This is a genomic window from Nitrosopumilaceae archaeon, assembly GCA_035631875.1.
Classification (GTDB): Archaea; Thermoproteota; Nitrososphaeria; order Nitrososphaerales; family Nitrosopumilaceae; genus TA-20.
This window is the reverse complement of sequence record DASQHX010000009.1, coordinates 254,852-267,127: the sequence shown is the minus strand read 5'-3', so window position 1 is coordinate 267,127 and position 12,276 is coordinate 254,852. Positions and strand designations below refer to the sequence as shown.

Below are 12,276 nucleotides of genomic sequence, written 5' to 3'. Positions count from 1 at the left end.
AGCTCCAATGATTTGGTAGCTACAAAAGTTGTTGTTTATGGTCTTAGTACTGAGGGTTATTCCATTGCGTGTCAAATGGCAATAAAAGGCGCAGACGTCTTTATTGTAGATGAATCTGCTCATATGGCTATTTCTCTAAAATCGGAGATTGCAAAGACCTATCCTGATGTCACTTCCTTAAAAGAAGATGAACCATTACTTGGAGTAGAACCAATCGATGTTGCAATTTCTCACTCAGAATACCTCTTTTTTGCACCAAGGATCAGAAAAACCGGGCAAGAAACAAAAATGGAGATTCATTCTAAATTCAAAGATGCTACTAGTGCAATGAAGAAAGGAGGTTCTGTCATTTATAACCTTCCTACAGGAATTGGAGGTAACAATGAAACCATCTCACTTTTAGAACATGTAACAGGTCTTGAGATGGGGAAAGGTATCTCATATTTTTATTATCCTCTTGGCGCAAAAAACCAAACTCCTGAAATCATTGGTTCTTTTAATGGTAAAGTCGATGACAAACTTGCAAAGTTGCTTGCTATTGATAAAAAAGAAAAAAAGTTTGTAGCGATTTCTTCATCAGAGCTTTTTCATGCAATAAAGATTCTTTCTCAGTTTTCTGGTCTGTCAAGTATACTTGAAGTATGTAAATTTGCTCAGGAACCAACAACAAGAGCAGATCTCATGTTCACTGAATTCAAAGATCTCTTTTTGGATGATATGACAAATGGACTTTATGATTTGAGATCACTTGGAACCTCAATTGAAGGAGCAGGTACCATGATGTATCTAGTTAACGGAAGCATAAAGGGGATTGAAGGTTATGTTAAGAGACTCATAGACGAAATTCGTTCTACACTTAAAAAAAATGAACTCAAAGCCAGCAGAACTCGAGTCACTATACTTTGGACGCTTGATTCCTATGAAATGCGTGGCGATAAAGTAGATATGTTAAATTCACTTGTTACCAAGTTACGTGATTATATCGGGGACGTTGAAATTCATCAAGGTCCTACCTTTGATTTATTTCATAGTGATAAAACAACAATTGTTGTAGCATGTTCAAAATCGGATTATGAGAAAATTAGTAAGAACAATAAAGACTCTGATATCATAATTATAAAAACAAATCCATTGTGTGAGATCCTGTAATAAGAGTAAAATTAGACGAATTTTAATGGATTTAGTTTGTCTGAAGAAAATGATGAAAAAATTGAAGTAGAAACTGATGGTATGTCTGGTGACGATACATCACAAGAAAAAATTATTGACGAGTTAAAAATACAACTCAAACAAGAGCAGGAAAAAGCAGCATCTTATGAGAAAAAACTACAGTATCTTCTGGCTGATTTCGAAAACCTGAAAAAAAGAACAGAATTTGACGTTCAAAGTAAAGTAAATTTTGCATTAGATTCAATGATGTTAAAATTTCTATCAATATATGATGATTTTGTCAGAGCAAAAGATGCACTTGCCAAGCAAAAAATAAACACTGATGGACTGTCAGCTATTTTAAAAAACATGGACTCATTTTTGTCAGAAAATGGTATAACTCCTATTGAAGCAGTTGGAGAAATTTTCGATCCTCAATTACATGAGGCAATATCTGTAAAAAAAGATCCATCGCTTGATGACAATACAATTACTGCAGAAATTCGCAAGGGATATATTTTACAAAACAGAGTTATTAGACCTAGTTTAGTAGAAATATCAAAAAAAACATGATAATAGAATTGTGATAATAATATGGCAAAAATTATAGGAATAGATTTAGGAACAAGTAACTCTGCTGCGGCAGTAATGATGGGAGGTAAACCAACACTCATTCCAGCAGCTGAGGGAACAACCGTAGGTGGTAAAGCATTTCCATCTGTTGTTGCCTTTACAAAAGATGGTCAGCTTCTTGTAGGAGAACCTGCTAGAAGACAGGCTGTAACAAATCCAGAAGGCACAATTGTAGCTGCAAAACGAAAGATGGGAAGTGACTATATTTTCAAAATAAATGACAAGGAATACAAACCACAACAAATTTCTGCATTTATTTTGCAGAAAATTAAAAGAGATGCAGAAGCATTTGTTGGCGAAAAAATTGAAAAAGCAGTAATCACAGTTCCTGCATATTTTGATGATAATCAAAGACAAGCAACGAAGGATGCTGGTCAAATAGCCGGACTTGAAGTTGTTAGAATTATCAACGAGCCAACAGCTGCATCACTTGCATTTGGTTTGGATAAAGCAAAGCAAGACATGAAAATTTTGGTGTTTGATTTGGGTGGTGGAACACTTGATGTAACCATTATGGAAATGGGTGGTGGAGTTTTTGAAGTGATGAGTACCTCTGGTGATACACAACTTGGAGGCACAGATATGGATAAAATAATAATAGATTACATCGTTGATGCTTTTAGAAAAAACACTGGAATCGATCTCTCAAAGGATAATGCTGCAATGGTTAGAGTAAGGGAAGCTGCCGAAAGAGCAAAAATTGAACTTTCTTCTGTAATGGAGACTGATGTCAATTTACCATTTGTATCATATGATCAAACTACGGGTCCAAAGAACCTAGAAATGAAACTTACCCGTTCAAAGCTTGAAGATCTCATCAATCCAATTGTAGAAAGATGTAAGCCATCCATGACAAAAGCTTTAGAAGATGCAAAACTTTCCCCTTCTGACATTACTAAAATTGTTCTTGTGGGAGGACCAACACGAATTCCACTAGTCAAAAAGTTTGTTGCCTCTGTGTTAGGTAAAGAACCCGAATCTGGCGTTGATCCTATGGAAGCAGTAGCATTAGGTGCTGGAATACAAGCAGGTATTATTGCAGGAGATGTTACAAGTGACATTGTACTACTTGATGTTACCCCACTTACTCTTGGAGTAGAAGTATTAGGTGGATTACGTGAACCATTAATTGAAAGAAATACTACTATTCCTACATCCAAAAGCAAGGTCTTTACTACTGCTGCAGACCAACAAACTGCTGTAACAGTACACATTGTGCAAGGTGAAAGACCAATGGCTACTGACAATGTTTCTCTTGGAAGCTTTAACCTTTCCGGAATTCCTCCTGCACCAAGAGGTGTTCCACAAATTGAAGTAAAGTTTGATCTTGATGCAAACGGAATACTCAATGTTACAGCAAAAGATCTTGGTACCCAAAAGGAAGCAACGATAACAATTACTGCAAGCACAAAACTTTCGAAGGAAGAAATTGAAAAACTCAAAAAAGACGCCGAAGTTTACGCAGATCAAGACAAAAAGAAAAAGGACGAAATTGAAGTCAAAAATGAAGCTGAGAATTTTATTTACGCTACTGAAAAATTAATCAACCAAGATCTCAAAGATAAAGTTACACAAGAACAAGGAATCAAAGTTACAAACGCAATAAAAGATCTAAAAGATGTACTTGACAAGGGCTCTACAGAAATTAAACCAAAACTTGATACACTAAAAACGATAGTTAACGAAATCAGTACAGAACTTTACAAAAAAACTAGCCCACCACCAGGACCAGGTCAGTCTGGAACAGGACCTCAAGGAGGAACTGGAGATGAAAGTGCAGGTCAAAATACTGCTGGCACTCAATAATTGATGATTTATACTTGAGATTAATCAAAATTCATTTATGAGCACCAAGCGAGATTACTACGAAGTTTTAGGGGTACAAAAGAATACTTCTCAAGATGAAATAAAGGCACAGTATAGAAAATTAGCATTAAAATTTCATCCTGATAGAAACAAGTCTCCTGACGCTGGTGAACATTTTAAGGAAATTTCAGAGGCATATGCAATTTTATCTGATACTGAAAAGCGAAAACTATACGATACTCATGGTCATGCTGGTGTTGACGGAAGATACAGCAGCGAAGATATTTTCCGTGGGGCGCGCGTAAACTTTGAGGATGTATTTGGTGGATTCGGTGGTGGAGGATTTGATTCCATTTTTGAATCCCTTTTTGGCAGAGGAGGATTTGGTGGATTCGGTGGTGGAGGATTTGGTAGAGAAAGAGGAGCAGATCTTGTCTATGATACCTCAATTACACTAGAAGACGTTCTTAAAGGAAAAAGAGAAGAAATTGACATTCGAAAGGATATCGATTGTGAAAACTGTAAAGGCTCTGGCTGTACTCCTGGGACATCTATGCGAACCTGTACAGTTTGTAATGGTCATGGTCAAGTAAGGTCCTCTAGAAGTACCGGCTTTTCGACGTTTGTTACAGTTCACCCATGTAACACTTGCAGAGGTCAAGGTAAGATAATAGAAAGACCTTGTAGCAAATGCAAAGGAACAGGAAAACAAAAAGGAACAAAACATCTCTCTTTTGACATCCCACCAGGAGTAGATACTGGTGAATATACAATCAGGGGTGAAGGTGAATCAGTACCAAACGGTGTAAATGGAGATCTGATTGTCAGAATTCGAGTAAAACCACATGAGAAATTCAAAAGAGATGGCACTGACATATTTTATGATCAAAACATTTCAATGATTGATGCCACACTTGGCAAAATCATAATGGTACCTACTCTAGAAGACACAGAAAAGATATCTGTGGAAGCAGGTAGTCAGCCAAATACGATAATAAAACTAAAGGGCAAAGGACTTCCACATCAAAATAGTAGAGGAAGAGGAGATCAATACATCAGACTTGTTGTTAACATACCAACCAAGATTGATAAACATCAAAAAAAGATCCTAGAAGAGTTTAGAGATACTTTTGATTAAACTGGTGTAAAAATTGAGAATAGGTCTTGATGTGGATGGGGTTCTTGCTGATGTGATTCAGTCATGGCTTTCTTATAATAATAAAATAAGGACAAACATAGGCAAATCAGAAATTTCTGAATGGGATTTTTGGAAAAAATTCAAGATAGATAAATTTGATTTTTACAAAGAACTTTCAATGTGTTGGGCATCTTGGGAAGATATTCCACCAACAGAAAATGAAATTTCTTTGGCAACTAGAGATCTTTCGAAACTTGGTACAGTAGATATTGTAACAGCAAGAGAAGAATCTACACATATCCATGTCAAAAACTGGCTAAAATCAAAAGGTATTGCTTACAATAACTATGTGGGAGTGTTAGAAGGAATAGAAAAAACTAAACTTGATTATGATATATTTATTGATGATTCACCAATAAATGCAAAAAGCATGCTTGATGGAGGAAAATCAGTAATACTTTACACACAACCATGGAATCTAGGATTTGATGATTTGCGTGCTAAAAGAATCTATAAACTAAAAGATGCCATTTCTACAATAAAGACACTTATTCAGGAATCTTAATTTTTTCGTTGCGGGGGTTGCCTAGCCTGGTCAACGGCGTAAGGCTCAGAACCTTATCTCTTAGGAGTTCGTGGGTTCAAATCCCACCTCCCGCATATTCCTAATTCATTTTTCAAAATGAAATTGTATGATAAATTTATAATCTATCAGACAGTTGTTTGTCTATTGAAAAAGATTGAAGCAGTGATAGCTCATCAAAAGATAGATGGTGTAATTGAATCCCTGAAAAAAATCGGTGTTGGTGGTTTTACAATACTTGATGCAAAAGGATGGGGGAAAGGAGACAGATCTCAAATGGCAGGTCAAAGAGGTACTTCAAGCTACACTGCAGGTTTCAATATAAAAAACTATATCATTATTGTAGTTGAGGATTCAATTGTAGATAAAGTGATAACAACAATAGTTGGTGCGGCAGGAACAGCCTCACCAGGAGATGGAAAAATTTTTGTCAGTACTATTGAAGATGCTATAGATATAGGTAGTAAGCAAAAGGGAATGCACGCAATTTAGTTAAATATAATTATTGATTAGTTAAATCAAGTTTACGTTTTATTTTCTCTTCTAATAATTGGTTTATTTTTTGGCCATCAATCTTGCCACGCATAGTTTTCATAGCGATTCCCATTAATGGACCAATTGCTCTTAATCCATGTTCCTCAATCATCTTGAGGTTAGTCTCTACCAATTCATCTAATATTTTTTCAAATTCTAAAGAATCTACTTTGTTTATAGATGTCTTCTCCATCGCTTCATAAACTGTTCGTGCATTACCTGACATTATACTTTCAAAAATTATTTCAAGTGATTCTTTTGCAATTTTGCCATCTGCAAGTAAGTTAAAAGCATTTTCAATTTCATTATTTTTTAATAGCATACTATCCAATCCACGTCTTTCTAAGTTTGTAATAGTTCCACAAAGAACTGAAGCAACAAAATTTGGAGAAATTCTATTATCTTTACAAATAGATTCAAACAAAACTAGATAATCTGAATCAAATATCTGCATTGTAAGCTGTGAATTTAATTGGTATTTTTTTTGTAATTCTGATATGGTTTCCTCCCAAGACTTGGGTATTTTTTTTTGTATTTCTTCCAGTTCGATTTTTTCTACAATTATGGGAGGAATGTCAGTTTCAGGATACATTCTTGATGCACCAGGTCTTGGTCTCAAAAACACAGTTTCACCATTTGATGTTGCCGCTCTCGTTTCTGCAGGAACACCATTCTTGGCATCCTCTATTCTTTTTATAATTGATTCTATTACAAGATCAATTTTTTGTTGTTCTCCAGCCAAAATTAAGAATCCATCCTTTAATCCTAAATCTAATGTCTTTTTGACTTGTTGAATCTCTAACTCTTCTATTCCATAATTTGGAAGCTCATCAGAGTGAAATACACCTCCAAGTCCAAAAAATCTTACTAGCTCGCCAAGCTGTTTTCCAAGTCTTATCCCCCCATATGGTTCAAAACCAAACATTCCTGCAAAATTTTTAATCCTAACTGCCTTTACTATTGCACTTTCTTTGAGTGCTTTTTGTATAACTTTTGATTTGCAGTTTTTGAAAATCTCTGAAACGTCTTTTACATCTCTTTCTTTTGCTATTCTTTCTGTTTCTATTTGACGTAATTTTTCTGCTATAATATTCAAGCCATGTTGTCTCTTTGCTTCATATGCTATGACTTTTTCAAGTTGGTCAAGTTGTTGTACTCCCTTTACTTCAACCACATTTCCTCCTTGTATGGAGACATTGACGTCTTGTCGTATGGATCCTAGACCTCGTTCAACTTTTTTTGTAGCACGTAAAAGCCGACCTAAACTAAGTGCAATTTTTCTAACTTCCTCAGGTTTGCCAGATACAGGATCTAAAGCAATCTCTATTAATGGAATACCAAGTCTATCCAAACTATATTCTCTTACATCAGTGGTATCGTTCAGAAGTTTTGCAGCATCCTCTTCCAAACAGATGCTTTGGACGCCAATTTTTTTTCCGTCTACTTCAAGATAACCGCCTTGTGAAATAAGCATGGTTCTTTGAAAACCTGATGTGTTAGAACCATCTATCACAAGCTTTCTCATCACATGAATTTCATTAAAGATATTTGATTTTAAGGAGGCTGCAATAATCAATGCAATTTCTTTTGTTTCGACATTCACATCATGAGGAGGTTCCTCATCCTGTTCTACAAGACAACTACTTGCAGGATTTGCATGATATACTATGGTTTTATTTTTACTACGTTCAAAAACTGCAGTAGGATCAAACTCGCCCAATTCACTTTTTGCAAGTCTGAGTTTACGGAAAAATTTTATTGGATATTCCTCTGATTCTATTGGAGGACAATTACAAAACAATTTCTTGCCTGTTGCAAGCTGTTGATGTATTTCAAGACCGACTTTGAGTCCAATTTTGTCTATTTGAAGTTCAGACACTTCTGACTTATCTATTCAACTTGTTTTAAAGCTTAGTCTGAAAATTCCATAGCGATATTTTCTTTCATAACTTTTTCCATAACCTCTATGGTTTTTGAATTACCAAGTGCCCACATTGCTTTTACAAGAGCAGTTTCTGGAATCATATTTCCAAGAGGAATAATTCCTAAATTAAGCAGATCTCTGCCGCTTTCATAGACAGTCATTCGTACCATGCCGTCTATACATTGAGATGTCATTCCAAGAAAGAGCCCTTTCTTTTTTGCTTTTCCTACGTATTCATACATGACTTTCCCAATATGTCCAAGACCGGTTCCCTCAAAAATTATTGCTTTGTAACCCGAACTGATAATGTGATCTAGTATTTTTGGATCAAGTCCCGGATAATATTTTACTAAAGCAATACGTGTATCAAAATTAATTTTTGGAACATAGTCTTTTTTTATGACATTAAACTGTGGGTTTTTTTCGATTTTATCTTTTTTTACAATAAAAGCAGGAGCTCCACCAATTGTTTGAAATGCATTACGTTTACTTGTATGATTTTTACGTACTCTTGTTCCCCAATGACAAGCAACATCATCATCACTTGTGTTATTGTGCATTACAACATAAATGCCACCAGTATTACATTTTACAAGAAATCTTACTGCAGAAATTAGATTAAGTGCAGCATCAGAGGATGGTCTGTCAGAAGATCTTTGTGAACCGACCAGAGCTATTGGAATTGGAATTCCTGATAAAGAAAATGATAGCGCAGCTGCTGTATATTGCATAGTATCTGTACCATGAGCTATGATTATTCCTTTGTACTCTGATTTCACATGCGTGTTAATTTTTTCTGCAATTATTTTCCAGTGTTCTGGAAGTAAATTTTCAGAATATTCTGAAAAAAGTACTTCTGTGTCTATGTTTGCTATTTTTGAAAGTTCTGGTACTGTGGCATTAAGTTCTGCGGCTGTTAATGCAGGAGTTACTCCACCAGTTCTATAATCTATTTTACTTGCAATTGTGCCGCCAGTAGAGACAAGGAGAATTTTTGGTAGTTTTGGATCTACATGCGGCTGTACTGTGTTTTCTTTTTTTGTACTCACTGAAGATTCTATTCCAATTTTTTTAATTTTATCTATTTCCAAGCCTATGTTGTATCCACTCTTAAGCTTCAAAACTATGTGCTTATCATCATTATACTCATAACGTGGCATCAAAATTCCAGAATAGGTATAATCTGTTTCAACGCTGACGATATTACCTACCTGAAGATTGTGTTTTTCTAAAAATTCAAGAGATTTGCCCTTGTATCCGCTGTGATTAGACATTTGATTGGATTAGATGTGTTATTTTATTAAAATTACCTATAAGCTATGGATCTCGTTATTAAAATAACTGAAGGGGTATAGAATAGGCATGGAAAAGAGCCTGATTGTCTTTGAAAAATTCATTAGATCAGAAGCCACAAAAAAGATCTACCTACATTACTTTAATACATTCCTAAAATGGGCTCAAAGGAACGTTGAGAAGCTAGTCACAGCTGATGGATTATTGCAACTAAAAGATGAAAAACTCCAAGAAATTGTGGAAGACTACCTGATGTATCTCAGAAAGAGGCTATCACCTAATTCAATACCCGCTATCATAGCTGCTTTGGAATTATTTTTCTCCATGAATGACAAGAACATTCAGTTCAAAAAAATTCGTAGGATGGTGCCTACAGCAACAAAGAAGTCTGGACATGCGGCGTGGTCTACAACTGACATACAAAAAATACTACAAAATACTGTATCCAAGCGAGATCGGGCATTTGTACATCTTCTAGCTTCGACGGGTTGTAGAATAGGTGCTTTACAAGAATTAAAGGTGAAACACATGTCGGGAATGCCTGACAATTGTAAAAGTGTATTATTTTATGAGGGTTCCAACGAGGAATATTTTGGATTCTTAACACCTGAAGCTAACAATGCTGTAGAAGAATATTTGGAAGAGCGGAGAAAGGATGGCGAATACATAGATCAAAATTCTCCAGTATTCCGTTCGTCATACCAAGTAGGTGTACAAAAAGTTAAACCAATGAGTACAGCTTCTGCCAAGATGATTGCCTTGCGTCTTGCCAATTCTGTCGTAAGGACCAAGCAGGGTAGTAGATATACAGTGATGGCAGCTCATGGATTCAGAAAAAGATTCAATACAATTCTGAAAAACAATAACGAAGGAAATATTGCATTAAAAGAAAAACTGATGGGTCATAGAGGAGTTTTTGCTTTAGATGGAAGCTACCATGATCCAGATGTTAAAACCTTATTTAATGAATTTAAAATTCATACTGCCAATTTGACTATAAGTGATTCCGACAGACAGAAGATGGAAATTCAAAAACAGCAGGAGAAGATTTCAGATCTTGAGACTAAAAACAAGAAAATATCAGATTTAGAAGAACGCTTGGATAAGATGGAAATGGGATACTATCGTACAAATGAGGTTGCCAAGAACTGGCAAGAATTACCTAAAGAATGATCAACCATAGTAACAATATCATGATGTAAGACTTGGTGCTTTGACCAACCAATAAAGTAACAGCCCCTGAATTAATGCTAAACCTTTTCCTGTAGTTTCTGCATTTTTGCAGCGAAAATACGATGAGCAAAGCCCATACCCCCACCTACACCTATGATAAGCATGCCAAGTTGTGTGTAGGTATCAAAGATGTAGATTAGTGTACCTACGATTGTTATTATTCCATAATAGAGAGTAAATCTCTTCCTTGACCATGTGTTGAATAAATACAAGAAGTTAACCAACCTGTCTCCACTTGACCAATGGCCTGAGTGACTCTTTGGATGCATCATGGTTTTACAATCTCCCTCGATGATTTCCGTGCTGCAGTAAATGTACTAATTTCTTTCATACCTTATAGTATATTATCATTGGTATATGTTTATTGGTATGTAACATTTTGGATAGACATTAAGGCTAACGGGTAAATTGATAAAATTCTCATTTCACATTGCGTCTAGGTTGGTCCCAATACGGACTCTTACACTTTGGACAAACTACAGGTTTGCTTGCCTCCCTTGGAACCCATTCATGTTTACATCGTTCGCAACGATAACCACTTAACTTTATTTCCGCCATACCTTACAGTATATCCTGATTAGTATCTTAATCTTTGTCGGGAAATAACGACATCACAAGGTTGTTTTACATATAACAAGGCAAAAACTTCCTGGGAAAAAATTTTAGACGTGACGTATGATCTTGAACTAATTATCATTAGTTGGGGATAACTTAGGCATGATATCTAATACACAAAAAATAATTTTTTTCGGGCAAAGCCCAATAGTTCTGACCAGTTGTTCCTAGTTTACCTATAGAGATATAGAGATAGAAAATTATCGCGTGTGCAGGTCTATCTCTACGCTTACCTGTGTAGGTTGAGGGGTAGCGCGGGTGTTAAAAACACACACATACAAAAGTTGTGTGTTCTACCAACAACTGGACACCAAAGACGGTACTATCTAAGTATGAATATTTTAGAATCTGCATATATAGGATTTGAAAGAATACCTGACACACAATTTTAATGAGTTATGGGCGACCACGTTAGGCGTATATTCACACCTCAGATATGGTGTGAATTGTAGTTTACTCGGCTCTGTTCTAATTCTTCTTCAAGACTTCGTTCATCACCTTTGAATACTATTATTTCCTCGCCGTTGTTATCTTGGTCTATGGTGTACCACCCTTCATTACTTACAACCTTTCCAATATACTTCGCTATGGTATCAGGGCCTAGGCCGCATACCTCTGCCCCGCCAAATTTGGCTTCCACTAACAAAATAGAATGATTCTCTAGAATTTTGTTGACTAACCAATGGCGAAACTTGGCTTCACCCCTTACATTCTTAATCATTTCCGGTGTCATTGGCCTCTCGTATTGTACGATTTTACTTGGATTCTTTATCCTGTTACATGTACGGCACAGTAACTGTAGGTTTTCAATGATGTTATGATTTTTTATATTGTCTTTGTGATCAATCAAAAGAATCTGATCGGAAGTCTTTTCCTTTATTAATCCACACCCAAGGCAAAACTCGCCCCCTTGTTTTGCAACTATCTTCGGATACCAAAAATTACGTTGTTTTTTGTTCATCGTTGCAATCTTTACAATCGCCAGTGTTGACAGGTTCAATAGTCATTAACTTAAAACCTCTAGCTTCTGAATTGATTTCATGTAAGTCTGGAATACTTTTACCCCAGAGGGTGATTTTTGTTCAAAATGTTCACGACAAACTAAAATCTCTTGATCCATAGAAATTCCCACATCATATGTAATGAGATAGATTGGTGGACGATAGCAACATTTCTTGATTTGAGAAATTTGTTCAATCATGTTTCATTACTCTTTATCTTTAGGAATTTTCTTATGGCAACTTCAATAATTGTAGCACGTGGAACTAGGCCACGTTTGGAATCAAGTTGTTTTAAAATTTTCTCATCGAGTGTAATCCCCAAATTTTTCTTCATTATGGTATAGATACCACAAATGTCATATGCTAA

Annotated in this window: 12 protein-coding genes and 1 tRNA gene; 8 read left to right on the top strand and 5 right to left on the bottom strand. The window is 35.7% G+C overall.

Features of this window, described 5'->3' with window-relative positions:
• Window positions 1-12 precede the first annotated feature (12 nt).
• The 7 genes from VEU72_03500 to VEU72_03470 all read left to right on the top strand — a co-directional run bounded on the left by VEU72_03500 (window position 13) and on the right by VEU72_03470 (window position 5,801).
• On the top strand, window positions 13-1,149 hold the full coding sequence (locus VEU72_03500) for a hypothetical protein (GenBank protein ID HYL66198.1): 1,137 nt from the start codon (window positions 13-15) through the stop codon (window positions 1,147-1,149).
• 36 nt (window positions 1,150-1,185) lie between these two features.
• Complete coding sequence (locus VEU72_03495; protein HYL66197.1) at window positions 1,186-1,722, top strand: nucleotide exchange factor GrpE; 537 nt, start codon at window positions 1,186-1,188, stop codon at window positions 1,720-1,722.
• Window positions 1,723-1,743: 21 nt separating this feature from the next.
• A complete protein-coding gene (dnaK, locus tag VEU72_03490; GenBank protein HYL66196.1) occupies window positions 1,744-3,588 on the top strand; it encodes a molecular chaperone DnaK in 1,845 nt (614 codons plus the stop codon).
• Window positions 3,589-3,625: 37 nt separating this feature from the next.
• Complete coding sequence (gene dnaJ / locus VEU72_03485) at window positions 3,626-4,726, top strand: molecular chaperone DnaJ (GenBank protein HYL66195.1); 1,101 nt, start codon at window positions 3,626-3,628, stop codon at window positions 4,724-4,726.
• Between the two features lie 13 nt (window positions 4,727-4,739).
• On the top strand, window positions 4,740-5,291 hold the full coding sequence (locus tag VEU72_03480) for a hypothetical protein (protein HYL66194.1): 552 nt from the start codon (window positions 4,740-4,742) through the stop codon (window positions 5,289-5,291).
• A gap of 10 nt (window positions 5,292-5,301) precedes the next feature.
• Window positions 5,302-5,386 (top strand) — tRNA-Leu (locus tag VEU72_03475).
• A 70-nt stretch (window positions 5,387-5,456) separates the two neighbouring features.
• Window positions 5,457-5,801: a P-II family nitrogen regulator gene (locus VEU72_03470; GenBank protein HYL66193.1), complete on the top strand. Its 345-nt coding sequence runs from the start codon at window positions 5,457-5,459 to the stop codon at window positions 5,799-5,801.
• Between the two features lie 10 nt (window positions 5,802-5,811).
• Here VEU72_03470 and gatE read toward each other — a convergent pair whose 3' ends face one another.
• Together gatE and gatD are read right to left on the bottom strand one after the other, a co-directional pair.
• Window positions 5,812-7,722: a Glu-tRNA(Gln) amidotransferase subunit GatE gene (gatE, locus tag VEU72_03465; protein HYL66192.1), complete on the bottom strand. Its 1,911-nt coding sequence runs from the start codon at window positions 7,720-7,722 to the stop codon at window positions 5,812-5,814.
• Between the two features lie 32 nt (window positions 7,723-7,754).
• The gene (gatD, locus tag VEU72_03460) at window positions 7,755-9,041 is read right to left on the bottom strand and encodes a Glu-tRNA(Gln) amidotransferase subunit GatD (protein ID HYL66191.1); all 1,287 of its coding nucleotides are present in this window, start codon (window positions 9,039-9,041) and stop codon (window positions 7,755-7,757) included.
• Window positions 9,042-9,129: 88 nt separating this feature from the next.
• Between gatD and VEU72_03455 the strand changes: the two genes are divergently transcribed.
• Window positions 9,130-10,233, top strand: coding sequence for a site-specific integrase (locus tag VEU72_03455; protein HYL66190.1), 1,104 nt, complete (start codon window positions 9,130-9,132; stop codon window positions 10,231-10,233).
• 77 nt (window positions 10,234-10,310) lie between these two features.
• Here VEU72_03455 and VEU72_03450 read toward each other — a convergent pair whose 3' ends face one another.
• The 3 genes from VEU72_03450 to VEU72_03440 form a co-directional block, all read right to left on the bottom strand.
• The gene (locus tag VEU72_03450) at window positions 10,311-10,565 is read right to left on the bottom strand and encodes a hypothetical protein (protein HYL66189.1); all 255 of its coding nucleotides are present in this window, start codon (window positions 10,563-10,565) and stop codon (window positions 10,311-10,313) included.
• Window positions 10,566-11,338: 773 nt separating this feature from the next.
• Window positions 11,339-11,869 (bottom strand): HNH endonuclease signature motif containing protein, encoded by a 531-nt coding sequence (locus tag VEU72_03445; GenBank protein HYL66188.1) that lies wholly within the window; start codon window positions 11,867-11,869, stop codon window positions 11,339-11,341.
• 236 nt (window positions 11,870-12,105) lie between these two features.
• A complete protein-coding gene (locus VEU72_03440; protein ID HYL66187.1) occupies window positions 12,106-12,243 on the bottom strand; it encodes a hypothetical protein in 138 nt (45 codons plus the stop codon).
• Between the last annotated feature and the right edge of the window lie 33 nt (window positions 12,244-12,276).